This is a genomic window from Nocardia sp. CA-084685, assembly GCF_050955785.1.
Lineage (GTDB): Bacteria > Actinomycetota > Actinomycetes > Mycobacteriales > Mycobacteriaceae > Nocardia.
Map to the genome: position 1 here is coordinate 4,766,432 of NZ_CP192094.1, position 23,170 is coordinate 4,789,601.

Genomic DNA, 23,170 nt, shown 5'->3' on the forward strand with positions numbered 1-23,170 from the left:
AAATAACGGATATCGGTGATCGGGCCGATGGGTTCGATCCTCGGCTCCGAGTCGTGTTCCCATCGCTTCGGAAAACACCCGCTTCGCGGACCCTTCATGAAGTACGGTCAGCCCATGTCCGAGGACTGTGTGGAGCGATCCGAGGTAGCGCAATCCAACACCTACAACTGGGAGGTCGTTGGCAGCGGTCCCGCCGGGGATTCCGTTGTCGACTCCGGTGACGGGGAATTCGGAATTCCCGATGACTGCACCGGCCGCACATGTACCAACCACGTCGAGGTCGGCACCGCGGTGTTCGACCGGGTCGTCGCGGACATCATCATCGAGTACCGAAACGCGGTACTCGATGCCCGCCTCGAAGACGAACCCGACCCGGCCCCGCCGCTGCACCGGGTCAGCATGCGGGTTCGTGACGGCAACGGCGCCGAAATGCTCTCGACGACAGCAGCATTGACCTACCCGGTCGTCACCGTCGCCGATACCGACACCTACCGTAAACAGGTGGCGTTGGCCGAAAAGCGGGAGCGGCGGCGACGCGAACGCCGCGATAAAGCCATCGCCGCGGGAAGATGCGCCCCACGCTCGGGACCGGCCGACCCACGACTGGCCGGACTCATCCTCAACCTGCGTGTCGAGGCCGACACCGTGCGCGAGGAAGTCCCCGACGCCGACCACTGCCGGGAACAATTGGCATTGGCCCAGAACACCGTCCAAGCGGCAACCGAAGCAGCGGCACGCGCACAGATAAATGGAACGAGAGCCGAGTTCGAACATGCCCACGCTTTTATCCAACGGTGGACGCCGCGGATAAACCGCTGGGCCGCATTCCTCGAACTGACCACCGAGGCATATGCCGACGCGGACGCTGTCGACGCCCTCGCCGATCGCATCAGCCTGCAACCCCCACCCGAGGAGTAGCTACTCGATCAGCTTCTCGCTCTTCAGCCAGTCGTAGGCGACATCGGCGGGATCCTCGCCGTCGATATCGACGCGGCCGTTGAGGTCCTGCATCAGCTCGTCGGTGAGGTGTTCGGAAATCGTGCCGAGCAGGGTTCGCAACTGCGGGTAGCGGTCGAGGACGACGCCGCGCACGACCGCGGTACCGCTATAGGGCAGGAAGAACTTCTTGTCGTCGTCGAGCACAACCAGGTTCAGGTTCTTGACTCGGCCGTCGGTGGTGTAGATCATGCCGAAATTGCACGGAGCGCCCTTGGCCGTCGCCGTGTAGACGACGCCGGCGTCCATGCGCGTCACATTTCCGGCGGGCACACCGTTCGGATCGTTGTAGGGGATCCCGTACTTGTGCAGCATCGGGATGAAACCATCCGAGCGGCTGAAGAATTCGTCGTCGACACAGAAGGTGCGATCGGGCACCGGGAGCGCGGCCACATCGGACAGCGACTTCACCTGTAGGCGTCCGGCATTCGGCGTCGATGCGCCGAAGGCGTATGTGTCATTGAAATTGGCCGGTGGCAGCCACTCCAGATCGTGGTCCCGCTTTTCGATACCGTGGACCCGTTGCCAGAGTTGCTTCGGATCCGAGATCGTCTCGGTCTCGTTGTGGTAGTTGACCCAACCCGTGCCGGTGTACTCCCACAGCACGTCGGCATCGCCGTTGAGCTGAGCCTGTCGAGACGATGCGGAACCCGGCGCCCCGGTCAGATCGGTGACATGGGCGCCCGCCGCGGCAAGGTAGGTCGCGGTGATCTTGCCGAGCAGTATGCCCTCGGTGAAGCTCTTCGAGGTGACGACCAGCTTCGCACCGTCCAGCGGCCGCTCGCCATCGGGCAACCGCGCGTCGTGGAATGTCCCGGACGAGCTCACCAGACCGCACCCCGCGAGCAGCGCCGTGGTCGCGACGAGCGCCGAAAGAAACTTGACCAGTGGCGATTTCATGAGACACCGCGCGGCGTCGCGGCCAGTTCGACGAGTCTGCCGAGCCAGTCGATGATCAATGCGAGCAGCCCGACCAGGATCGCGCCGGAAATGAGCAGCTTGGGTAGGAAGAGGGTGACACCGGTGGTGATCAGCGTGCCGAGGCTGGTAGCGCCGATGAAGGTACTGAGCGTGGCGGTACCGGCCAGAATGACCAGCGCGGTGCGCACACCGTTGAGGATCACCGGCACCGCGAGCGGAAGTTCGATCTGCAACAGCGTCCGCGTACCCGAGAACCCGATACCCCGCGCGGCCTCGATCGTGCGCTGATCCACCTGGCGCAGCCCGACGATCGTGTTCTGCAGGATCGGCAGGATCGCGTACACCACGAGACCGACTATCGCCGTGCGGAATCCGGTGCCCAACCAGAAGGTGAACAGGACGAGTAGACCGACCGCGGGCGCGGCCTGGCCGATATTGGCGATATTGACGGCGATGGGCTCGAACCGCTTCAGAGCTGGACGAGTCAGTGCGATGCCCAGCGGAATCGCGACGACAACAACGATCACCGTCGCGACCACGGTCAGCTTGATGTGGGCGAGGATCGTGGTCTGCAGATTGGCCCAGCCGAGAGACGCCTGTTCTGTCCCCGTGAAAGTGGTCGAGCGATACCAGATGACGTATCCGATCGCGATGACACCGATGACAAGCGGTTCGAACCACACGTCGATCGGAATGCGGCGCAGGCGATTCATGACAGCGCGGCCGATCCGCCGGGCTCGTCGGCGGCGACCACAGGTGTCGGCGCCGAATCGGTGCCATCGACGTACGTCTCATACGACAGGTCCTCGCCATCGCCGGTACCCTCGGCGAGTTTGGCCCGGATCACCTCGGTCACCGAGTTGATGCTGAGCGATCCGACGACCGCGCCGCGACCGTCGGTGACCAGCGCCGCGCCCTGGCTGGTCGCGAGCATGGCGTCCAGTGCGTCATTGAGGGTCGAGGATCGCGCGACGACGGGCAAGCGCCGATCGAGGAAGTCCGAAACCTCGGGTTTGGTTGCGACCTCGGTGAGCGAGGGCCACGATCGCGGCCGCCCGACCTCATCGACGACGACGATCCAGGTGTGCCCGGCCGCCTTCGCGCGTTCGATCACCTCCTGCGCCGACTCCCCCACCCGAGCGGTGATCACCTTGTCGTAGGCGACATCACGCACCCGCGACACGGTCAGATACGCCAACTTCGCGCCGGATCCGACAAACTCCCGCACAAACGGCGTGGCCGGATCGGTGAGGATTTCCTCCGGGCGCGCGTACTGCTCGACGTGACCGCCTTCGGACAGGATCAGCACCTTGTCACCGAGTTTGGTGGCCTCCTCGAAGTCGTGCGTGACGATCACGATGGTCTTTCCGAGTTCGTGCTGAATGGCGATCAGACTGTCCTGCAGGCGAACCCGGGTGATCGGGTCGACCGCGCCGAACGGCTCGTCCATGAGCAGGACCGGCGGGTCGGCCGCGAGCGCTCGGGCGACACCGACTCGCTGCTGCTGTCCGCCGGACATCTCCTTCGGCAGCCGGTCGGCGAAGGTGCCCGGGTCCAGACCGACCAGATCGAGCAGATACTCGGTGCGTTCGGCGATCCGCTTCTTGTCCCATCCGAGTACCCGCGGGATGGCGCCGACATTTTTGGCGACCGACCAGTGCGGGAAGAGCCCGCCGGACTGGATGACATATCCGATCGACTGCCGCAGCTTGTCCGGATCTTCCCGGGTGACGTCGCGGCCACCGATGAAGATCCGGCCTTCGGTGGGCTCGATCAACCGGTTGATCATCTTGAGTGTTGTCGTCTTACCGCAGCCGGACGGGCCGACGAAGGCGACGATATGGCCCGCGTCGATTTCCAGGTCGAGCCGTTCGACCGCCGGTTTCTCCTGGCCCTTGTAACGCTTGACAACCGAGTCCAGCGTGATGGACGCCCCGGTGACATTGCGCTCCGGTTCGGTCATGACAGTCCCTTTGCGATCGTGAGGCGTCCGAGCAGGACGAGGAGCGCGTCGAACACCAACGCGATAAGGACGATGAGAATGGTGCCGGTCAGCGCCATTTCGAGCGCGTTCGCGCCACCGAGCCGCGAAAGGCCGTTGAAGATCAGCGACCCGAGGCCGGGTCCGAGAACATAGGCGACAATGGCGGCGACGCCGACGATCATCTGGGTGGACACCCTGATGCCGGTGAGGATCACCGGCCACGCAATCGGCAACTCGACGGTCAGCAGAATGCGCCATCGCGAAAAGCCGATCCCGCGTGCGGATTCGACGACCGAGGCCGGCACCGACCGCAAGCCGACGATCGCGTTGCCGATCACCGGCAATGCCGCGAAGAACGCCAGCATGATGAACGACGGAACCACGCCGAGTCCGAATGGGACCAGCAGCAGCGCCAACAGCGCGAGCGAAGGAATGGTCAGCGCGACCCGGCTCGAGGTCAGTGACAGCGCGGACATCAGCGGAAGCCGATAGACCGCGACCGCGATGAAAACAGCGACGACAGTTCCGACCAGCACCGTCTGAAATGCCAGGGAGGCATGCTGGTACGTCAGAAACGCCAGAGTCTCTCCCCGTCCTCGGATGTAGCTCCACAAATGCACGGGATTCCCATCGTCAGCCGAAGACCGGTCGGTACCTGCCTGCGCACAGTAACCGGACACGCGAATTGTCAAAGACTAAACGAAACTGCCGCACAGCGCCTGATGGCGCAGCGGTGAACGGGCTCCCTCTATTGACGACGACTCCAGTTGCGGTCATGCAGGGAATCCGAAAGCGGCCGAAGCGGCGCGAGTCCCTGTGTGCCGCCGCCGTTCGGTAGCGGCACACAGGGACTCGACGTGTTCGCGGACCGGATCAGGGAGTGGAGTAGCCGATCAGCGCGCCGATTCCAGCGCCGATCGGAATGGTGACGAGGGCACCGACTCCACCGAGGAAGAAGCCGATCACCGCGCCGATTCCAGCGCCGACGAGCGCGCCGATCCCGGCGTTGTACTGCTTACGGGCAATCGTGTCGGAGGCCTCGTCGATTGCCTGCGCGGTCCGCGTGGTGTCGGATTGCGCTGTGAGGGTGAGGGTTCGGCCGTCGTTGGCGATCTCCGGCGTCAGGGCGACAGTCCCGGCTGCGGTCCGCAGTCCCAGCGGTATCGAGGTCACCGCATTGCCAGCGGCGTCGGTGAGAGTGATCGAAAGAGCATCGGCGGCCACGGTGAACCGTCCGGCCTCGACGGTGGTGCTGACACCACGGCGGTCTGCTGTCGGTGCGGTGATGAAGTTGATGCCGTGATCGGTTGCCTGGACGGTGGTCTCGGTCGCTACCGGCTGAGCCTGTACGGCGCCCGCGGTGATGCCGGTCGCACCGATCGCGAGCAGGGCGGTGGCGGCGAACTTGGTGGCACTCATGGTTTTCCCCACATTTCATCGGCTGTCGCGCGCCGACACGTGCCGAAAGCCCGTGCCGGGCCACGTGATTCAGTCGACCACATCTGTGATCGAAAGGTAATAGTACCGTCCATGAGCGACCCTTGCGGGGTCCAATTCGGACCAGGGCGGGTTCCGATCACCTTGCCGCCCAACATCTCCGGTGCTCAAAGGTGTCAGCGGACAGCGAGTGGACTATTCAGGCGCTCACCGATTGCGTCGACCACGCAGTATCAGCCAGGTCACCAAGGCCGCGATGGCGGCGGTGGCCCCGGCGGCGAGTGGCAGCGGGCGACTGCGCGTCACGGCGGCGAATTGCACGGCGCGGTCTTGGGTTGCCGCGCCGACTTTCTCCCGCTTATCACGCACGGCTTCGGCTGCATGGTGCACCTTCGCGCGGGCGTTGTCGACGGTTTGATGCAATTCCGCCTCGGCTCTACCCTTCACATCGAGCTTGTCGGTCAGTTCCGCCACGGTCTGTCCCAGCTCTTGTCTGGCCAGGTCGCGGTCGGCGCGCAGCAGTTGCGCCTCGGGCGATTCGAGTGCGGGTTTGCTTTCATCACTCATCGCTATCCTCCGATCTTGATTGCATGGATGTCTCGCTGTACGCCGGTGATCGCCTCCTGCGGGACCGGCGGGACCGCCTTCTGCAGGTCCCTCTTGCCGATGAGGGCCGTGCCGGCACCGACGGCCAGCAGTACCACGCCGACGATCAGTGCCGCGGCCCAGCCTGACAGCGGACCAGCGAGGGCGATGATCGCCGCCGCGACGACAGCGCCGCCGCCGTAGCACGCCGTGAGCGCCCCGGCACCGGTCACGACCGCGCCGCGCCCCAGACGTTTGCCTTTGCTTTGCACCTCCAGTTCGGCGAGCTTGATCTCGTCGCGGATCAGGTGGGCCATTTGCTCGGTCGCCTCGTTGACGAGCTCGATAACCGATCGTGTCTCCGTGGGCGAGGTTTCGATATACGACCCGGTGGGTGTTTCGGTCATGGCAATTCCTAGGTACTCGGGATAAAGCTCCGGATACGACCGAATTGGCCCACTTTGCCACTTTCAAACCCCCGCCGGCCGAATGGTCTTGATGGTGGGCCGCGCTGCCCGACGCGGGCACCAGGATGTTCCACCGCGGGCTCTGATCCGTGCCGATGACGACCCGCCGCAGAGCACCCTCACCAGCTCACCCGATGAGGTGGTCGGCTACCGACAGCCCGGCCGTTGCGGGCAGCCTGCAGAGCCTCTTGTTCCGAAATACCTTCCCACCCTTGCGTAGTGGCTCCACGCCCCGCTCCGCACGAGTTCGCTGAGTTCCTCCACCGTGTCGGCTCGAGTCGGCACGCCCAGCACTCCGATCTCGCCCCTGGCGTCGAATGCCGCCAGCGCCTCGTCCGAGCGCCGTTCCACGGCCGGGCGGACCGCCAGCGCCTCGGCGTTGCCCGCTTGTTGCAGCCGCAAGGCTTCGCCGCCTGGGGTGACAACGAAGTTCGCGATCTCGTGCGGCGGAAAATCTCGCCATTCCCGCCGCCGACCATCGAATTCGAGGTGCGCTTCTCGGCACCCGGCTTCTTCCCTCGGGTACGAACGAGCGACGAATTGGCAGGACAGCGCGGACGGATTACTTCTTGGCGGCGTTGTAGGCAGCGACGATATCGGCGGAGATCCGGCCCCGCGCCGATACCTGGTGGCCGTTTTTACGGGCCCATTCGCGGATAGCGAGCGACTGCTCCCGATCCACCGGCGACCGAAAGTCTTTGCCGCCTCTGGCCTTGGCCCCGCCCTTCACCCGACCGGTCCTGCGGGCCTTCTCCGTCCAAGGGTCCAGGTTGGCACGCAGCTTTCCGGCATTCTTTTTCGACAGATCAATCTCGTAGGTAACGCCGTCAAGGGAGAACAGAACGGTCTCCTCGGCTTTCGACGTGCCATCCAAATCATCGACCATGGTAACGGTCACTTTCCTCGCCATGAGCCAGCCCTTCATGTGTGAGCAATTCTTCGGCATATTGATCGTACCGAATGACACGTTTATGCGGTGTCGGGTACCACCAGAAACATGATGTGATCTCGGTTCACCGCTGAGCTGGCTCGAGACAATACTGCCGACGCCGATAGCCGATCCCCCTCGGCCTTAGCTGCGTCGCGGTCGCAATCGACGACCGATTCGCATGCTCAGCCGGAACCGAAGAGCGCTAACGTGAATCGGCCGAGGCGGTGGAGACCATCCGATGAATCACCTGGGTTGGCTGCTGGCGTGCCGCAGCGACGTCGCCGAGGCCGAACAGCGGTATCGCAGTCCATCGACGCAGGCAACGCATATCCGATGAACAGGTTGCCCGGCTGCTGCATAACCGGATCGCCAGACAAGGCACGCTGCGGCGATGGCGAGACACGGACTTCGAACGAGGCCATCTCGCCGAATCAGAAGGCTTGTTCCGAAGGCCGACGCAGCAGGCAATACCGACGCGATGTCCGGTCTCGTGCATTGCGCGACGTGGGCAAAGAATTTCGCGAGCCCGAATGGCGGTACCGCGAAGCAATCGACACCGACGAAACCAGGATCATGAACAATTCGGGCATATCGACCCTCGAACGCCACGAATTCACCGAAGCGGAAAACACCGACCGTGCACCGAGCAAGTTCGGTTGGCAAAGAAACTGAGACATTGGACGAGGGCCGACTGTCGCCGAGGCCGAGTGTGCCTACATCTGAGCCCAAGCGATTTCGGTCCGCACGTAGGCTCGGATTCGAACCGTTCCGCCGCGAGGATTATCGAGAGGCGATGATCCGAGCACGCGGTCTACGTCGAGGCGCGCACGACGAGGCGGGCGATGTCCGTGGCCTCATGAGCCGATGGCACCGGATATCCCAACTCGGCGAGGACCGCCGCGATCGCGGCGGTGGCGACCGCGGTGGGATCGAACTCCACGGTGGTCAGAGGAGGCGAACTGAACGCTCCCATGGGATTGGCATCCACACCGATGACGGCGAGGTCGTCGGGACAGCGGAGTCCGGCTTCGCGGATACCGAACAGCACCAGCCCGGCGATCTCGTCGCTCTGCGCGCATACGGCGGTCACACCGTCGCGCACCCACCCCGCCGCTACGGCGGCGACATTGTCCGGAGTGACCTCGCCGATGCTGATGGACGGCAGATCGTGCATGCGCGCCGCCCGCTCGACGCCCTCGAACCAATAGTCGCCCAAGGCACGCCATTTCGCGATTCCGGTATAGGCAAAGGCGATCTTGCGGTGCCCACGCGAGACCAGATGCCCGACACGCAATGCGCCGACCGACAGCAGCGGATCCCCGAGCGCGGGCAGCAGTCCGATCTCGATATGCGGCACCTTCGCCGCTCGCACCGCGGTGCGCACCCGGGTGCTCAGCGGAAACATGCTGACGACCGCGGTCGGATCGAGATTGCCGATGGCATCGACGACCTGCTGATCATCCTCGGTCTGGAAGATCTGCACCTGCAACAACCCGTGGCGGGCGAGTTCGGTGGTCATCCGGTTACCAGCTTCGATCGGCATGTCACCGACCGCCACCCGTGGCACCACATACAGCACCACGCCGCCCTTACCGCGAGCCAGATTCCGTGCGGCGACATTCGGCCGATACCCCAACTCTTGGGCGGCGGCGTAGACGGCCTCGCGGGTTCGCGCCGAAATCCGCTTACCCTCGGCATTGTTCAGGACATAGCTGACCGTCGCGGTCGATACCTTCGCCAGCCGCGCGACATCGGCGTTCGTAGGCCGCGCAATCCTGTCCTCGACGCTCGGCGCGTCACCCTCACCAGCGGCCATGGCCTCATGATGGCACGCCGCTCCCCGTTCATCCCCGTCGGCGGTGTTCGAAGAACTCCGCGGCTCGGCGAATCGAATTCTCGACCGGCTCGGGCTTCCAGCCGAGTTCGCGCTCGGCCTTGCTGTGGTCGAGCGGCGACATCAATTCGGCCATGCGCACACCGACTGTGGCGAATGGGAGATCACGGTTCAACAGACGGGCGGCGAGGTCGTTGCCGCGGGCAGCGAAGTAGAGCACTCCCAGCGGCAAGCCGAGGCGCGGTGCACGTACGCCCACCGCAGTAGCGGCGATCTCGTGGACCTCGCGGCTGCTCATGTAGCGGTCGGAAATGATGTACCGCTCGCCGGGACGCCCGTGGGTACCCGCGAGGACCATCGCACGCGCGGCGTCCTCGATGCCGACCACCTCCGAGGAGAAGTCGAGATAGAACGGGAACCGCCCGGCGGCGACCCGGGCGATCACCGAACCGTGCGGTGTCGGCCCCCAGTCGCCGGGGCCATAGGTCGTGGAGATGCACATGGCCACTGCCGGAAGGGACTTCTCCCCGACGTAGCGCATCACGAGATCCTCAGCCGCGACTCTGGCCGCGATATACGGACCGCCATCGTTCCAATTGTGCGGGTCGTCCTCGGTGACCGGGCGCTGGTTGCTGATGGCCAGCGTTCCGGCGGTACTTGTGAAGACGAATTTGTCCGGACCGGCCGCGACCGCGGCGTCCAGCACATGCCGTAAACCCTCGACATTGGTGCGGAACAGGGGCGCCGGATCGCGTAACCACATCCGCGCGTCCACGACACAGTAGTAGACGACGTCACACCCCTTCATCGCCGAGCGCAGTGCGACGTCGTCGAAGACGTCACCGTAAACGCGTTCGACATCGAGGTCATCGATCCCCAACGTCGAACTGGAGGGGCGCAGCATCACCCGTACGTCCGCGCCATCTGCCGCCAACCGACGGGTGACGTGGCTGCCCAGGAAACCACTGGCCCCGATGACCAGCTTCTTCGACTGTGTCATAGCCGCCGACATGCCTACTTCAGCATGCTGCCCGCGTCGATCGGCAAAGGTACGCCGGTCACGTAGCGGGATTCATCGGAGGCCAGGTAGAGCACCGCATTGCTGATGTCGCTCGGCTCCACCCACGGCACCGGCAGGGTGTGGAACATCTGGCAGATCGGTTCGAGATCCTTCGGGCCCGGATTCTCCAGGTCGGGGCGGAACAGCTTGAAAGTTCCCTCGTTCAAGAGCATGTCTGTGTTGACGTGCGTGGGATGCACCGAATTGACGCGGATCATATGCTGGCCCAACTCGACGGCGAAGGTTCGCATGAGGCCGACTACACCGTGCTTGGCCGCGACGTAGTGCCCGACCTGCGGGTACGCCTTGAGACCGCCGACCGAGCTGGTGAGGATGATCGAGCCGCCACGGCCAGCCGCGATCATATGCGGCACAGCAGCTTTCACGCTCTTCCATACCCCACCGAGGTTCACTCCGATCATGTCCTCCCAGAGGTCTTCCTCGAGATCGACCAGCTGACCACCTTGGTTGGCGAGGCCCGCGTTCGCGATGATGATGTCGAGTCGGCCCAGCTGCTCGACGCCACTATCCACCGCCGCCTTCAGCGCCGCGTAGTCACGCACGTCGACCTCGGCGGTGACGACGCGCCGGCCTTCGGCCTTGACGAGATCGGCCGTGGTCGCCAAGTCTTGCGGCGTCGGCATCGGAAAGGGCACCCTATCCAGCTGTTTGCAGACGTCGATGGCAATGATGTCGGCGCCCTCCTGCGCCAGCCGCACGGCGTGGCTGCGACCCTGGCCGCGCGCCGCGCCGGTGATGAATGCGACCTTTCCTTCGACCCGTCCGGTCATGATTACCTCTATTCGTTGTGTTGATTCGGCGGTCAAGATGTGAAGGCGGGCAACGTTTCCCAACCGCGGACGGTCGAGGTGGGCGACAACTTGGCGCTGGCCATGTCGACCTCCCACTCAGGGAACCGCGCCAAGATCTCCTCCAGCGCGATCCGCCCCTCCAACCGAGCCAGCGCCGACCCCATGCAGTAGTGCGTGCCCACGCTGAAGGTCAGGTGTTGGCGGGTGTCGCGATGGATGTCGAAAACATCGCCGTCCGCTGGGAATTGCCGGTGGTCGCGGTTCGCCGCCCCGATGAGCATCATCATGACGCTGCCCTCCGGAACCGTCCGGCCGTGCAGTTCGACATCCCGAGTCACATAACGCGCGACGTGTGGCGCGGGGGGCTCGAACCGGAGCAGTTCCTCGACCGCGTTCGGAATGAGCCGCGGGTTCTCGACCAGTTCACGCCGTTGGTCAGGATGTTCGGCGAGAACCTTGCCCGCCCAACCGATCAGCCTCGTCGTGGTCTCATTACCGGCACCGGCAACCACGTTCACGTAGATCAGCAATTCATCGCGGGTCAGTCGCCGCACGACTCCGTTCTCGTCCTCGAACTCCACGTTGAGCAGCTCGGTCATGATGTCGTCGGACGGGTGCTCGGCACGCCAATCGATATACGCGGAGAAGATTTCGCCGGTGGCAAGCCCCTCCGAGGCAGCCTTCATCGGCTGGCCTTCCTCGGTCCGCATCTGATCGTTCGCGAAGTCTCGGATCGCTTCCTGATCCTCCTCGGGAATGCCGAGCAGCATGCCGATCGTGCGCATCGGCATCTGCGCGCCGATATCGGCGATGAAATCCAGCCGACCGGTGCCGACCAATGGATCGAGGCTGCGGACGCAGAATTGGCGAATCTTGTCCTCGAGTTCCCGGATCTTGCGCGGAGTGAACATGCGCGACAAGAGCTTTCGGTGAATGTCGTGGACCGGCGGATCCTCGAAGATCAGAATTCCCGGCGGCATCTCGATTCCGGCCTTGATCAGTTCGAGGATGGCTCCGCGGGCGGAACTATAGGTACCCGTATCGAGCAGTGCCGCATTCACATCGACCCACCGGCTGATCGCGTAGAAGTCGTGCTGCTCGTTGTAATAGACAGGCAGCTCTTCGCGGAGCCGCTTGAACATCGGGTAGGGATCGGCATTGAGTTGGATATCGTAAGGGTCGTAGTAGATGTCGTTGATTGCACTGGTGGTCACGGAGATTCACCCCTCCTGCTCGAATTTCGATATGGCACTTTTTAGTTGGATGGCGGGGCGGACCGCTTTACGGCAGTTCGACCTTGCTCGTCAGCCAGCGACCGTCGACGCGGTCCATGGTCATCAAGATGCGGTTGCGATCGATGCGTGGCGTCGGGTTGGTCATGTTGGTGATTTCGGCGTCGACGAACAGCATGATCACGGCGTGGTCCTCGGCAGCGGACTGCACGCTCGCGGCGACGACGTGTCCCTTGCTGACCGACTTGGCCTGCAACAGCATCGGTTTGAGCTGATCGGCCGACTTGCTGTACATGCTCTTGAATTCCCCGGTCGCCCCGTTCAGGACGGTCGCGAAATCGCTGTCGATATGCGAGGAGTCGATGCTGGTCAGGGCTACCGCATAGTCCTGAGCGGCCGCCAAAGCCGCCGTGCCCGCGGCTTGGCGATCGTTGCGGGTCTCGAGTTTCCAGCCGAACACCGCTGCGAGTATGACCGATACCACGACCAGCAGCATCAGGATCCCGGTCAGCGGGCGTGGCAGCAATCGGCGCCACGAGCGGCCGGATTTCCCGGTGCCCTCGGCGGCGTCCGCGACCGCGACGACGCCGTCCTCGACGACGGCGGCGTCGGCGTTTTCAGTTGCGTCCGCACCGGCATCGGACGCTTCCGCGCCGACCGTCGATGGTGCCGAATCATCGTGACTCTCATCGGGATTCGTGGCTGACACCTGGTCGGACACCGCACTCGCGCCGTCGGACGAGACCGAGTCGTCGACCTTGTCCAATGCCATCACTGAGCTCTTGTTCATCCTTGTCTCCTGTTCACAATCGTCGTTCCCCCGATGCGCTATCCCCCTTGCACGAATGGACCGCCATAGGTCTGTGGCACGGTGTACGGCCCGGTCGGTGTCGGGTCCGCGCGCTGCTGTGGATCCACGCCGGGTGGGATGGTCGCCGTGTTGTCGCCGGGCGGCCGGGGCGCGTTCGCCGCGCCACGTGGCATCAGCGACGGGTCGGTATTCGTACACCGGGCGTGCAGATAGGGTTCCGGCGAATCCGGAATGGTGCCTGGGAGGCGCGGCAGGTCGTAGTCGCACGCATACTTCGGGTAGACACTCGCAATGGCCCACACCCCGCCGTCGTGCAGGGCCGAGATGATGGCATCGAGCGTCGAGCCGGTGCGCTGCTGTGGGAAGAAGAATTCTTGCAGCGCCGGCACATGTACGTAGGCCATCTGTGACGTGGTGGCCAGGTTGCCGAGCAGCTGCACCATGGTCGGCGAGTTGTCAGCGATGATCTTGTCCACCGCGGTAAGCGCACCCGGTGTGTTGTCGACCAGGGTCTGATAACCGCCGGTCATCGATCCGACGCCGGCCATCGTCTGTGACAGGTTGGCGGCGGTCGCCTGCAGCCCCGGAGCGACATCACCCAGCGTGACGAGCACTGCCTTACTGTTGTGCAATAGCGAAACTGTCTGCGGCAGAACCGAATCCAGGGTCGAAAGCAGGAACATGCCGCCGTCGACGATGGCAGCCAGTTTCTCGGGTGCTGCCGAACTCGCACCGAGTTCGCGCACTATCGCCTCGATCCGGGCCGGATCCAGCTGCGCCAGCGTGCCGCTCATACTGGCGAGCATGGTGGCCAACGTGACCGGTGTGGACGTCCGCTCTTTGGCGACGACGTCGCTGTCGGCTAGATACGGCCCGCTCTCGGATGCGGGCAGGAAGTCCAGATATTGTTCGCCAGCCGCCGACAACGAGGCAACCCGAACCTCGCCGGTACGCGGGATCCGCACACCGGAGCGGATGTCGGCAACGGCGACGACCTTCTCGCCGTCAACGCCCACCGACCGCACGCGGCCAACCCGGACGCCGCGCAGCGTGACGTCCTGACCGGACAGCAGGCCGCCGGATTGGGCCAGTTCGACCCGCACCTGGTATTGCGACCGGAACGGATCGAGTTGCAGGGAGCCCAAAAGCAGGTACCCGAGCCCGAGGACCAGAACGAGCAGTAGGCCGATGCACGAGGTCAGCAGGCGGTGGCGCGACATTTGCCGCACCGTGTACACCAGCGCCCGCGCGGGTGGTTCCAAAATTACGGCTGTGTTCATCGGCCTGGCTCGACTTTTTCTCGCAAGCGGTTGAGGGTGTATTCCAGCGACCCGATGAAGTTCACCCAATCGGACGCGTCCGGCATTCTGGAGCCGGCATCGGCCGGAGTATTCGGATCCGGCAACGCGCCGATCGCGAGCCGGGCGACATCGACATTCACGTGCGCCGACGACGCACTCGTCACTTTCATGATCAGCGGGATAAGCCCGATGAGTGCGTCGAGGTTTGCGTCGGGATTGTTTGCTGCGGTGTTCATGCCGTCGGCCAGCAGATTGACCGATTCCATCAAGCTGCGGTCGTTCGTGCCGTTCACCGAGGGGTACCGGGCAATCTGCTGGGTGATCCGGTTCACCTGCCCGACCAGATCGATGATGCCGCGGGTGTTATCGCCGATGACCTGCAGAGCCGGTCCGGCCGCGGCGACAACGTCGCTGACGTCGGCGCGCTGCGTCGCGATCGTCGCGCTCAGATCACCGGTCGCCGCCAGGATTTCGCGGATCCGGTCGGACCGGGCCGAGAGGTTCTTCACCAATTCCCTGGTCTGCTCGATCATCTCGGCCAGGCGGTCACCACGACCGCCGACGGCTGCGCCGAGGCTGTTGGCCAGGCTGGTGAAGTTCTCGATGGCACCACCGTTGACGAACAAGGCCGCTCTGGTGAGCACTTCCTCGATCGTCGCCGCAGCCGACGTCGACTTCAGCGGAATTCGCGCGCCGTCGCCCAGATCGGGAGCCGCAGGATCCGGCTCGGCGGGCGGGGTAAGTGCGACGAACACGTCACCCATCGGTGTGGCCGAACGCAATTCGGCGGTGGTCTCCGCGGGCAACCGCACACCGGATTTGATCCGCATCACGACCACGGCCGTGTAGTTTTCGGCCTGCATCGACTGGACCTCACCGATATCGGCGCCGTTGAGCCGGACCTTCGCTTTGGCCGGCAGGTTGAGCGCGTTGGCGAAGGTGGCCGTCAAGGAGTAGCTGTCGCCGCCGATGCCCGGCGCCGGTAATGGGAGCTTGTCCAGGGTCACCGAACACGCGGTGGCCGAGCAGGCAGCGGCTGACACCGCCACCACCGCGGTCATGCGGAGAAGGCGTTGTCGCGAACCGAATTTCGTCATAATCGAGTCATCCCTGCTATTTCGGCGGTGCGCCGGCCATGACCGTAAGCATCTGGCCGATACCGAAGTCGGGACCCATATCACGCGCGGTTCCGGTCGCACAGCCGAGCTCCTTCAGCCCCAACAGGTTGCAAACCGTCTTCAGCATCTGGCCGTCGAGGAAGAACCTGTTCAAATCGACCGTGGCGCGCAGTGCGCCGATATTCTGGTCGATAGCGTTGTATGCGTTGTCGGTCACCAGCGGAAAGACGTCGAGAAATTCCGCCAGATTGTCGTTGTAGTCGGCCATGGATTTGGTGATCGTGTTCGAATTCGAAGCCAGCGCCCGCAGATTGCCTTGATTACGCTGCAGCAGATCGGTCATCGCGATGATGATCTGATTCAGTTTCGCCCCGGTGTCCCCGGTTCCCAGGTGCTGGTCGGCGAGAATATCGCTGAGCGTCCGCACACCGGAACCGAATTCGCGCAATGCCTGATCATTGCGGGCCGCGGCCGCGGTCAAGGCATCGAGATTCTGCACGACCGAGGTAACCGCGGCACGGGTCGCGGCCCCGTTGTCCGGGCCGAGCTGCATTGCGCGCGACAGTTCGCTCATCGCGTCGCGCAGATTGTGCCCATTGTCGGCCACGATCTGCGAGCCGACGTCGAGCAGACCACCGACCGGTCCCTGGCCTTTGCCGTCCCCACCCAGCGAGGTGGACAGTTTGTCGGCCATCGCGAGCAGGCTGTCGAATTCCACCGGGGTCCTGGTTCGATCGGTGGTCAGGACAGTGTGGTCGGCCAGCGTCGGACCGTCGCGATATACCGGAGTGAGTTCTATGTGCCGGTCGGTCAGCACGGAGTCCGACACGACAACCGCCTGGGCATCGGCCGGAATCTTGACCCATTTGTCGATATCCATGGTGATGTCGACGCGCGTCGCCCGCGCCTGGATGTCGACGACTTTGCCGACCCGCATACCGAGTACTGAGACGGCGTTGCCGGTGTACAAGCCATTCGCATTCGCGAACTGCGCGGTAATCGTCATGGAGGTATCGGTCAGCCCGCCGAGCGGGCCGCTGGAACATCCGGCGACCACGGCACCTATGAGGGCGACGGTGGCCAGCTTCACTCCTCGGATCACGCTATTCATTTGCAGTCCTGGAAGTACGGTTGCTGGTTCACTTGTTTCGCGTATCCGCTCAGTGCGCACATGAAGGAATCGATGAAGGCGCCGTCGGGCGCATTGGCCGCCAGTTCCTGCCCGGACCCCGATGCGTTCGCGAACAACCGCCACGGCACCGGCAGGATCTGCAGGATGTTGCGCAACAGGTCGTCGTGCCCGGCGATCATTGCCGTCATCTGCGTCAGATCGGTGATCAGTTGCTGGATTTGCGGCCCGTCGTCCACCGCGATGGGCTTCAGCTGTTGGACCAGAGTGGTAGCGGCGTTCAGCAGTGCTTCGATGGCCTGCCGCCGAGAAATAATCTGCTCCAATACATTTCGGCCCTGACCGACCATGGCTGCTAGGTCCGCCTGCTGCTCGTGCAGCACGTCGAGCACCTGAGCGGTGCCGTTGAGCAGCGAACCGATCTGGGTGCGCCGATCGGCGATCACCGAAGACAGCGACCTGATGTTGCCGAGGATTTCGGGCATCAACGCAGGTGTACCGCGCAGTTGCTCGGACAAGGTATTCATCGTCTGCGCGACCCGATCGGCATCGATGCTGCTGAAGGTCGTGGTGGCATTCTGCAGCGCGGTTTGCAGGTCGTAGGGCACCTCGGTGCGAGACAGCGCGATCGAATTGCCGCGCAGATGCCCCGACCCGGCGGGGCGGAGTTCGACATAGCGCGACCCGAGCAGCGTCGTCAGTTTGATGGCGGCCCCGGTATCGGATCCCAGTGGTAGGCCGCGGCGCAGCTTCATGGTCACCACCACGTGGTCCCCGGCCAGCCGTGTCCCGGTCACGGTGCCGACCTGGATACCGGCGAGGGTCACCGCATCGCCGGAGCCGACACCTGCGGCCTGCGCGAAGTCGGCCCGGTAGGTCTGCTCACCGAGGTGCAGTGAATTCACGAATACCGTCACCCCGACCACCACCGCGACCACGGTGACCGCGACCAAGCCGATTCCCAGTGTGCTGCGGTCCTCGAGCGGGCAGCCGCGCATCCGCTGCCACACAGTTTTCAGTCGTCGTATCATCGCTGCCTCACCTGCAGATCGCCGAGTTCTCGACTTTGCCGCCGGGGTTGCTCGCCCCGAGAATCGCCCCGAGCAGCGGATCGAATCCAGGCAGCATGCTCACCTGCACATCGCAGGGGTAGGCGTCCACATAGGCGCCGTTGTCGGTAACGCGGGCCATTCCCTTCAGCAGGAACGGCAAATTGAAACCCAGCTCGGCGAACTTCTGCTTGTTGTCCATGAAGTGCTGGGCGAATCCCGGTTGCCGATCGACGAACGCATTGACCGAGGGACTGGCACCGCGCACTACTTCCGCAGCGCGGCCCAGCACACCGGAGATCGAATCGACCTGCTCGAACAGCACATCACGCTGCTGGTCCAGCGCATCGAAGATCCTGCGCGTCTGCTGCAGCACCGTCTTCAGGTTGCCGCTCTGCTTGGACATATCACCCAGTACCGCACCAAGATTGTCGATCACCTGACCCAGCACCTGGTCCGGCCCCGCGAATGCCTGTGCGAGCGAGGCGGTTTCGGCGATCAAGGTGGTGATCGCACCATCGTCACCCTGCAGTGCCCGCACCACCGCCGCACTGATGTTGTCGACCTGTTGCGGATCGAGCACGCTGAACAGTGGCTCGAATCCGTTGAGCAGCTTCGAAATATCGAACGACGGCTCGGTGTGCTCGACCGGGATCTGCCCACCTGGCGGTAACACCTTCGGATCACCGAATTCCCGCAGCGACAGTCCGATATAGCGCTGCCCGATGAGATTCTGATAGGTGACCGACGCTGCCGTGTTGCCGTACAACACCTGGCCGCGCTGGACCTCGAAGGTCACCTTCGCACGGGTGCCCTCGAGTTCGACGGCTTTTACTCGGCCGACCCGTACCCCGGCCATGCGCACGTCGTCGCGCGCATGCAGTCCCGATACGTCGGTGAAGATCGCGGAGTACATGTCGGTCTGCCCGCTGACGTCACGTGACAGCGTCACGTACATCATCCAGGTCAGCCCGACCGAGACCACCAGGAACAAGATCAGGCCGAGCAACGGTTTGCGGTAGCTCATCGCGGCTCTCCTGTCGGGGCATCCGGTGCCGGGGTGAGCTTCACGTCGTTGCCCCTGAGTAAGGGGCCGAACAGGATGTCGGCCGCGGTATTGGGCCCGCCGCCGAGAATCGCTGCGATCTGCTGCTGCTCCTGACTGCTACCGATCGGACCCACATTTCCCCCGATAGGAGACGAATAATTCGCCGGTGCTGCAGCCGCATTCGGGCCGATGATGGTGGGCCCGCCGACCGGGGCCGTGCGGCAACTCGGCCCCTCGAGGTCGCCGTAGCGTGGGCAATCGGCGCGTGTGTACTGCCGATGCGGCGTCAGCTCGACGATGACCTTGGCAGTGACGTTCTGATCCGCGGTGTCCCACAGCCCCAGGAACGTCCGGGCCAGCCGGGTCTGCGAAGTGGTCATCTGGACGAAATTGCGACTCCCCACCGCGATAGTGCCGACCACCGGGGACAGCTTCGCGGTCATGTCGGTGATCGTCGCCGTGTTGTTCTCCAATGCCGTGCCGATCGTTTCGGAGGTCGACAGACCGCCCGTCAGCAAGGTCGCCAGCTGGTCTCGGTGCTCTGCCACCGCACGCATCGGACCCACCGCGTTGTGCACCGCGCTCATCAGGTCCGGCGCCGAGTTGCGAAGTCCGGCAAGAGCATCCGAAAGTGCGCCGAGTGTCGACGCGGTCCCGTCGGGAGCCATCGCCGCATTGAATGCCTCCGAGATCCTGGTCAGTTCAGCACCGGCCCGAATGGCCTCGGCGCCGCGACCGCTGGTGGCGCGTTCGACGACGGCCAAGACCCCGAGCGCCGGATCCGATTCCGAACGCCCTGCGGCGGCGACGATTCGGCTCAGCGCAGTCAAGGATGTCTGCAGCCGGACCGTATCCAGGCTCTGGTCCTCGGGAATGTGCGCGCCCGCGGCGAGCGGTGCACCGCCGCCCTGGTAGACCAGCTGGACCGACGGCACCGCGAACACGTTGCTCGGCACCACACGTGCGGTCACCGTCGCCGGAATCCCCTGCACATATTCGGGTTTCAGATCGATCCGCACGTAATTCGGGCCGCCGCCGCTCGACGGGGTCACACTGTCGACCTGACCGACCAGAACGCCCTGATACTTCACATCCGATTTCGGCGGCAGGCCGTCACCCACATTAACGAGAACCGCCGTAACCAGCACGGTCTCCCGGAATGCGCCTTGCGATCTGGCGACCATCAGGGCAGCGGCCGCCGCGAGGACCAGGAGAAAGGCAGTCCCGCGCAGAAGCAGCTGCCAGTCGGGCAGGACCTTGCCATCGGATTCGAACGCAATCGACATCTGTTACCCACTGATTCTCGCGCCGGCGTCAAAGCCCCACAGCGTCATCGTCATCAGCAGATTCACGAAGATCATCGCGGTGATGCTCGCGCGCATCGCACGCCCGGCCGCCACGCCGACCCCTTGCGGGCCGCCCGAGGCGTAGAAACCGAAATAGCACTGGATCGTCGTGGTGATGATGACGAAGACGACAGCCTTCGACAGCGAATAGATAATGTCGGTGCCGCTGAGCACCAGGCGGAAATAGTGTTCGTAGGTACCCGGCGACTGGCCGCCGGACAGACCGACGACGATTTCGACGGCCAGGTAGCTGGACGCGAGGCAGGCCAGGTACAGCGGAATCATCGCCACGATCGAGGCCAGCATCCTCGTCGTGACCAAATACGGTATCGGGCGGATCGCTATCGAATCGAGAGCGTCGACCTCCTCCGCGATGCGCATGGATCCCAGCTGCGCGGTGAAGCGGCAGCCCGCCTGCGCGGCGAAGGCGATCGAGGACATGATGGGCGCCAGTTCGCGGGTCACCGCCGTCGAGGCGATCATCCCGGTAGCCGGTGCCATGCCCAGCAGTTTCAGTGCGCTGAAGCCCTCGATGGCGACGATCGCCCCCGCCGCGGCACCGAGCACGAGAACGACCTGCCCGGTTCCGCCGCCCACGACGATGGAGCCGTTTCCCCACGTCACATTCGACAAAATGCGCAGGAACTCCGTGCGATAGTGCCGCAGCACCACCGGAATACCGCCAAGCGCACGGCCGAAGAAGGTGACCATGTACCCCAGCCGCATGACCGGAACCGCAATCGTGGTCCCGGCTACTACGACCGGCCGGATTCCTGGCGGATAGTAGCGCGACGCCATCAGAGCGTCGTCCTCGGAAAGAGGATGGTGTACAACTCGGTGAATCCCGCATTCACCAGCATGAGCATGATGATGGAGGCGACGACGGCGGCGTTGACCGAGTTCGCGACGCCCCCTGGACCGCCCTTGGTGCTCAGGCCTTTTTCACAGGCGACAACGGTGACGATGACGGCGAACACCACGGCCTTCACCATCGCCAGATAGAGGTCGCCGATCCTGGCGAAAGAGGAGAAGGTAGCCAGATAGCTTCCCGAAGTGCCGCCCTGGACATAGACGTTGAATAGGTATCCGGCCAGAAATCCGACGAAGGAGCTCAGAACCGTCAGCCCGAGCGCAACCACGATGCCTGCGGCCAAGCGGGGCACCACCAGCATCCGCAGTGGCGAGACACCCATGACCTGCATCGCGTCGATCTCTTCGCGGATCGTCCGCGCTCCGAGGTCCGCGCAGATGGCGGATCCGACGGCCGCGGCCAACAGAATGGCCGTAACCATGGGCGCCGCCTGCCGGATCACCGCCAGGCCTCCCGCGGCACCAGCCAGCGAACTCGCCCCGACCTGACCGGCCAGCAGCCCGAACAGGATCGACATCGTCGCGCTGATCGGGATCGCCACGGCGATGGTCGGCACGTAGGAGGTCTTGGCCATGAACACCGCCTGGAGCACGAATTCACGGAACGGGAACTTGCCCGTGACGATGTCGACGAACAGGTACTGGATCGCCCGCACGGCCAGGACGACCTGCCCGCCGACGGTCTCCAGGGACGCACCGGGATGACGACGCAGATATCCTCGTGCCCACAGCTCGATCTCACGGACCGCCGATCGCTCGGCGATCCCGCCCGAAGTCACCGGCGTCTTTGCCCGTGCCATCATGAATGCCTCTATCTCTCTGTGGTGCCGGACTCTTCGGTGATCAGCCGGGTCAAGGTGAGCGAGGCGAGTTTCCAGTCATCGTGGCGTCGTACCCAGCGTTCGTGGTAGTGCCCGTATCCGGTCAGTGCCGACCCGTTGTTCCATACGACGCGGTCCTGCATGGCCCAGATGACGCGGGCCTCGTCGCCGTCCGCATCGATCAGCGGCGTGTGCACCTGGTGGGCAGTGCGAGCGCCGGTCAGCGCGGAGCGAATCATCGCGACAGCGTTGTCGGGCCCGGTGATGACGGGGACGCCGGTCTTGCTGTGGCTGACGTCCAGTTCGATGTCCGGGGTCATCAGATCGGCGAGAGCCGCCCAGTCCTGGGTGTCGACAGCCAGGCAATAACGCGCTTTTGCCTGCGTCAGTTGGTGGACGGTGATGAGAATGTCCGGTGTGGGCATTGATGCTTTTCTCTCGGTTTGCGTCGCGAGTCACCCTTAGGTACTGTTATCGAATATTCGATAACTTCTATCAAATACTCGATGGGTTCGACCGTAAGGCAGAGCGGGAAGGGAGTCAAGATGCGTGGTGCGATATCGGCACCGACCGCGCGTGTCATCGACGTTGTGGAGTTGCTGGCACGTCGCGGCAATGAGCGGCTCCGCTACAGCGACATCGCACGCGAATTGGACCTGACACTGGCCACCACGCATGCGATCTTGAAGACCCTGTGCGATCGCGGATGGGTTACCCGCGACCCGGCGGGGAAGGCCTACGCACTCGGTCCCGGGCTCGCCGTCGTCGCGGCCGCAGTGAATACGCGCCCGTTCGTCGAGGCCGCGCGAGCCGCCGCGGTCGCGCTTACGGCCGAATTCGGTTATGCCGCATCGGTCACCGAGAAGATCGTCGACTCGTTGGTGATCACCGCGTTCGAAGGCGGTGAGCGAGCGTGGCCAGGTGATCGCATTCCCTACGCGCCACCGTTCGGCGCCGTGTTCGCCGCTTGGGACACCGCCGAGGAGCGCCGCGCCTGGATCCAGCGGGCCGCATCCACGAATACGGCGATCGCCGAACGGCTGAACGAGACGCTGGTCCGGATCCGCGACCGCGGATTCGATGTGGACTACACCTCGCCCGCCATCGGGCGAGCCGCGAGCCTCATCGGCACGCTCGACACCGGCACGATCGCGCTCCCATCGAATATCCAAGGGACTCTCGATCAACTGCGCGTGGAATTCACCACGCTCGGATTTCCGGACGTCAACTCCGGTCGGCCCCACCCGGTTTCCGCCATCACCGCGCCGGTCCTCGACTCGCAAGGACACGCGGCGCTGCTGCTCTCGGTCCACCCCCTCGGCGAACTCCCGCCGGAGCAGACCGAAACCATCGGCCAACACCTGATCCGGATGACGACCGCGATCACCGACGGCGCCCGGTCGCACGCTTGACCGGGT

Annotated in this window: 25 protein-coding genes; 3 read left to right on the plus strand and 22 right to left on the minus strand. The window is 64.1% G+C overall.

Annotated features, from left to right (window positions below; translation table 11 throughout):
- Positions 1–114 precede the first annotated feature (114 nt).
- Positions 115–918: a hypothetical protein gene (locus ACQP2U_RS21625; RefSeq protein WP_433709140.1), complete on the plus strand. Its 804-nt coding sequence runs from the start codon at positions 115–117 to the stop codon at positions 916–918.
- Here the strand turns inward: ACQP2U_RS21625 and ACQP2U_RS21630 are convergent, their stop codons facing one another.
- The 8 genes from ACQP2U_RS21630 to ACQP2U_RS21665 form a co-directional block, all read right to left on the minus strand.
- The gene (locus ACQP2U_RS21630; RefSeq protein ID WP_433709141.1) at positions 919–1,896 is read right to left on the minus strand and encodes a glycine betaine ABC transporter substrate-binding protein; all 978 of its coding nucleotides are present in this window, start codon (positions 1,894–1,896) and stop codon (positions 919–921) included.
- Complete coding sequence (locus ACQP2U_RS21635; RefSeq protein ID WP_433709142.1) at positions 1,893–2,630, minus strand: ABC transporter permease; 738 nt, start codon at positions 2,628–2,630, stop codon at positions 1,893–1,895. Before ACQP2U_RS21635 ends, ACQP2U_RS21630 begins: the two co-directional genes overlap by 4 nt.
- Positions 2,627–3,880, minus strand: a complete 1,254-nt coding sequence (locus ACQP2U_RS21640) for an ATP-binding cassette domain-containing protein (RefSeq protein WP_433709143.1) — start codon at positions 3,878–3,880, stop codon at positions 2,627–2,629. Before ACQP2U_RS21640 ends, ACQP2U_RS21635 begins: the two co-directional genes overlap by 4 nt.
- Entirely contained in the window at positions 3,877–4,521 is a 645-nt protein-coding gene (locus ACQP2U_RS21645; RefSeq protein ID WP_433709144.1) for an ABC transporter permease, read from the minus strand. Before ACQP2U_RS21645 ends, ACQP2U_RS21640 begins: the two co-directional genes overlap by 4 nt.
- A gap of 253 nt (positions 4,522–4,774) precedes the next feature.
- A complete protein-coding gene (locus ACQP2U_RS21650; RefSeq protein WP_433709145.1) occupies positions 4,775–5,320 on the minus strand; it encodes a hypothetical protein in 546 nt (181 codons plus the stop codon).
- A gap of 225 nt (positions 5,321–5,545) precedes the next feature.
- The gene (locus tag ACQP2U_RS21655) at positions 5,546–5,905 is read right to left on the minus strand and encodes a DUF3618 domain-containing protein (protein WP_433709146.1); all 360 of its coding nucleotides are present in this window, start codon (positions 5,903–5,905) and stop codon (positions 5,546–5,548) included.
- 2 nt (positions 5,906–5,907) lie between these two features.
- Positions 5,908–6,330 (minus strand): phage holin family protein, encoded by a 423-nt coding sequence (locus tag ACQP2U_RS21660; RefSeq protein ID WP_433709147.1) that lies wholly within the window; start codon positions 6,328–6,330, stop codon positions 5,908–5,910.
- Between the two features lie 622 nt (positions 6,331–6,952).
- Positions 6,953–7,300, minus strand: coding sequence for a histone-like nucleoid-structuring protein Lsr2 (locus ACQP2U_RS21665; protein ID WP_433716545.1), 348 nt, complete (start codon positions 7,298–7,300; stop codon positions 6,953–6,955).
- A gap of 354 nt (positions 7,301–7,654) precedes the next feature.
- Between ACQP2U_RS21665 and ACQP2U_RS21670 the strand changes: the two genes are divergently transcribed.
- On the plus strand, positions 7,655–7,993 hold the full coding sequence (locus ACQP2U_RS21670; RefSeq protein WP_433709148.1) for a hypothetical protein: 339 nt from the start codon (positions 7,655–7,657) through the stop codon (positions 7,991–7,993).
- A gap of 139 nt (positions 7,994–8,132) precedes the next feature.
- On the opposite strand, the gene ACQP2U_RS21675 is transcribed toward ACQP2U_RS21670, so the two are convergent.
- From ACQP2U_RS21675 to ACQP2U_RS21740, 14 genes are all read right to left on the minus strand, one after another.
- The gene (locus ACQP2U_RS21675; RefSeq protein WP_433709149.1) at positions 8,133–9,137 is read right to left on the minus strand and encodes a LacI family DNA-binding transcriptional regulator; all 1,005 of its coding nucleotides are present in this window, start codon (positions 9,135–9,137) and stop codon (positions 8,133–8,135) included.
- A 28-nt stretch (positions 9,138–9,165) separates the two neighbouring features.
- Positions 9,166–10,155 carry an NAD-dependent epimerase/dehydratase family protein gene (locus tag ACQP2U_RS21680; protein ID WP_433709150.1) on the minus strand — a complete coding sequence of 330 codons (990 nt, stop codon included), beginning with the start codon at positions 10,153–10,155 and terminating at the stop codon, positions 9,166–9,168.
- A gap of 14 nt (positions 10,156–10,169) precedes the next feature.
- Complete coding sequence (locus ACQP2U_RS21685) at positions 10,170–11,006, minus strand: mycofactocin-coupled SDR family oxidoreductase (protein WP_433709151.1); 837 nt, start codon at positions 11,004–11,006, stop codon at positions 10,170–10,172.
- 32 nt (positions 11,007–11,038) lie between these two features.
- Positions 11,039–12,169, minus strand: coding sequence for a cytochrome P450 (locus ACQP2U_RS21690; RefSeq protein WP_433716546.1), 1,131 nt, complete (start codon positions 12,167–12,169; stop codon positions 11,039–11,041).
- A 139-nt stretch (positions 12,170–12,308) separates the two neighbouring features.
- Positions 12,309–13,049 carry a hypothetical protein gene (locus ACQP2U_RS21695; RefSeq protein WP_433709152.1) on the minus strand — a complete coding sequence of 247 codons (741 nt, stop codon included), beginning with the start codon at positions 13,047–13,049 and terminating at the stop codon, positions 12,309–12,311.
- A gap of 38 nt (positions 13,050–13,087) precedes the next feature.
- Complete coding sequence (locus ACQP2U_RS21700) at positions 13,088–14,350, minus strand: MlaD family protein (protein ID WP_433709153.1); 1,263 nt, start codon at positions 14,348–14,350, stop codon at positions 13,088–13,090.
- The gene (locus tag ACQP2U_RS21705; RefSeq protein WP_433709154.1) at positions 14,347–15,468 is read right to left on the minus strand and encodes an MlaD family protein; all 1,122 of its coding nucleotides are present in this window, start codon (positions 15,466–15,468) and stop codon (positions 14,347–14,349) included. Before ACQP2U_RS21705 ends, ACQP2U_RS21700 begins: the two co-directional genes overlap by 4 nt.
- Before the next feature lie 16 nt (positions 15,469–15,484).
- Positions 15,485–16,600 carry an MCE family protein gene (locus ACQP2U_RS21710; RefSeq protein ID WP_433709155.1) on the minus strand — a complete coding sequence of 372 codons (1,116 nt, stop codon included), beginning with the start codon at positions 16,598–16,600 and terminating at the stop codon, positions 15,485–15,487.
- Entirely contained in the window at positions 16,597–17,649 is a 1,053-nt protein-coding gene (locus tag ACQP2U_RS21715; RefSeq protein ID WP_433709156.1) for an MCE family protein, read from the minus strand. Before ACQP2U_RS21715 ends, ACQP2U_RS21710 begins: the two co-directional genes overlap by 4 nt.
- A 7-nt stretch (positions 17,650–17,656) precedes the next feature.
- Positions 17,657–18,694, minus strand: a complete 1,038-nt coding sequence (locus ACQP2U_RS21720; RefSeq protein WP_433709157.1) for an MCE family protein — start codon at positions 18,692–18,694, stop codon at positions 17,657–17,659.
- A complete protein-coding gene (locus tag ACQP2U_RS21725) occupies positions 18,691–20,001 on the minus strand; it encodes an MlaD family protein (RefSeq protein ID WP_433709158.1) in 1,311 nt (436 codons plus the stop codon). Before ACQP2U_RS21725 ends, ACQP2U_RS21720 begins: the two co-directional genes overlap by 4 nt.
- A 3-nt stretch (positions 20,002–20,004) precedes the next feature.
- On the minus strand, positions 20,005–20,859 hold the full coding sequence (locus ACQP2U_RS21730) for an ABC transporter permease (protein ID WP_433709159.1): 855 nt from the start codon (positions 20,857–20,859) through the stop codon (positions 20,005–20,007).
- A complete protein-coding gene (locus ACQP2U_RS21735; RefSeq protein WP_433709160.1) occupies positions 20,859–21,734 on the minus strand; it encodes an MlaE family ABC transporter permease in 876 nt (291 codons plus the stop codon). Before ACQP2U_RS21735 ends, ACQP2U_RS21730 begins: the two co-directional genes overlap by 1 nt.
- An 8-nt stretch (positions 21,735–21,742) precedes the next feature.
- Positions 21,743–22,177 (minus strand): nuclear transport factor 2 family protein, encoded by a 435-nt coding sequence (locus tag ACQP2U_RS21740; protein WP_433709161.1) that lies wholly within the window; start codon positions 22,175–22,177, stop codon positions 21,743–21,745.
- Between the two features lie 120 nt (positions 22,178–22,297).
- Between ACQP2U_RS21740 and ACQP2U_RS21745 the strand changes: the two genes are divergently transcribed.
- Positions 22,298–23,164: a helix-turn-helix domain-containing protein gene (locus tag ACQP2U_RS21745; RefSeq protein ID WP_433709162.1), complete on the plus strand. Its 867-nt coding sequence runs from the start codon at positions 22,298–22,300 to the stop codon at positions 23,162–23,164.
- The last annotated feature ends 6 nt before the right edge of the window (positions 23,165–23,170 follow it).

Excerpts from the sequence above, each read along its gene's own strand:
- ACQP2U_RS21640 (WP_433709143.1), bottom strand. The coding sequence starts at position 3,880 with ATGACCGAACCGGAGCGCAATGTCACCGGGGCGTCCATCACGCTGGAC.
- ACQP2U_RS21675 (WP_433709149.1), bottom strand. The coding sequence starts at position 9,137 with ATGGCCGCTGGTGAGGGTGACGCGCCGAGCGTCGAGGACAGGATTGCG.
- ACQP2U_RS21725 (WP_433709158.1), bottom strand. The coding sequence starts at position 20,001 with ATGTCGATTGCGTTCGAATCCGATGGCAAGGTCCTGCCCGACTGGCAG.
- ACQP2U_RS21665 (WP_433716545.1), bottom strand. The coding sequence starts at position 7,300 with ATGGCGAGGAAAGTGACCGTTACCATGGTCGATGATTTGGATGGCACG.
- ACQP2U_RS21635 (WP_433709142.1), bottom strand. The coding sequence starts at position 2,630 with ATGAATCGCCTGCGCCGCATTCCGATCGACGTGTGGTTCGAACCGCTT.
- ACQP2U_RS21745 (WP_433709162.1), top strand. The coding sequence starts at position 22,298 with ATGCGTGGTGCGATATCGGCACCGACCGCGCGTGTCATCGACGTTGTG.
- ACQP2U_RS21710 (WP_433709155.1), bottom strand. The coding sequence starts at position 16,600 with ATGAATAGCGTGATCCGAGGAGTGAAGCTGGCCACCGTCGCCCTCATA.
- ACQP2U_RS21670 (WP_433709148.1), top strand. The coding sequence starts at position 7,655 with ATGAACAGGTTGCCCGGCTGCTGCATAACCGGATCGCCAGACAAGGCA.
- ACQP2U_RS21735 (WP_433709160.1), bottom strand. The coding sequence starts at position 21,734 with ATGATGGCACGGGCAAAGACGCCGGTGACTTCGGGCGGGATCGCCGAG.
- ACQP2U_RS21690 (WP_433716546.1), bottom strand. The coding sequence starts at position 12,169 with ATGTTCAAGCGGCTCCGCGAAGAGCTGCCTGTCTATTACAACGAGCAG.
- ACQP2U_RS21660 (WP_433709147.1), bottom strand. The coding sequence starts at position 6,330 with ATGACCGAAACACCCACCGGGTCGTATATCGAAACCTCGCCCACGGAG.
- ACQP2U_RS21720 (WP_433709157.1), bottom strand. The coding sequence starts at position 18,694 with ATGAGCTACCGCAAACCGTTGCTCGGCCTGATCTTGTTCCTGGTGGTC.
- ACQP2U_RS21655 (WP_433709146.1), bottom strand. The coding sequence starts at position 5,905 with ATGAGTGATGAAAGCAAACCCGCACTCGAATCGCCCGAGGCGCAACTG.
- ACQP2U_RS21740 (WP_433709161.1), bottom strand. The coding sequence starts at position 22,177 with ATGCCCACACCGGACATTCTCATCACCGTCCACCAACTGACGCAGGCA.
- ACQP2U_RS21715 (WP_433709156.1), bottom strand. The coding sequence starts at position 17,649 with ATGATACGACGACTGAAAACTGTGTGGCAGCGGATGCGCGGCTGCCCG.
- ACQP2U_RS21700 (WP_433709153.1), bottom strand. The coding sequence starts at position 14,350 with ATGAACACAGCCGTAATTTTGGAACCACCCGCGCGGGCGCTGGTGTAC.
- ACQP2U_RS21695 (WP_433709152.1), bottom strand. The coding sequence starts at position 13,049 with ATGAACAAGAGCTCAGTGATGGCATTGGACAAGGTCGACGACTCGGTC.
- ACQP2U_RS21730 (WP_433709159.1), bottom strand. The coding sequence starts at position 20,859 with ATGGCGTCGCGCTACTATCCGCCAGGAATCCGGCCGGTCGTAGTAGCC.
- ACQP2U_RS21705 (WP_433709154.1), bottom strand. The coding sequence starts at position 15,468 with ATGACGAAATTCGGTTCGCGACAACGCCTTCTCCGCATGACCGCGGTG.
- ACQP2U_RS21680 (WP_433709150.1), bottom strand. The coding sequence starts at position 10,155 with ATGACACAGTCGAAGAAGCTGGTCATCGGGGCCAGTGGTTTCCTGGGC.
- ACQP2U_RS21625 (WP_433709140.1), top strand. The coding sequence starts at position 115 with ATGTCCGAGGACTGTGTGGAGCGATCCGAGGTAGCGCAATCCAACACC.
- ACQP2U_RS21685 (WP_433709151.1), bottom strand. The coding sequence starts at position 11,006 with ATGACCGGACGGGTCGAAGGAAAGGTCGCATTCATCACCGGCGCGGCG.
- ACQP2U_RS21630 (WP_433709141.1), bottom strand. The coding sequence starts at position 1,896 with ATGAAATCGCCACTGGTCAAGTTTCTTTCGGCGCTCGTCGCGACCACG.
- ACQP2U_RS21650 (WP_433709145.1), bottom strand. The coding sequence starts at position 5,320 with ATGAGTGCCACCAAGTTCGCCGCCACCGCCCTGCTCGCGATCGGTGCG.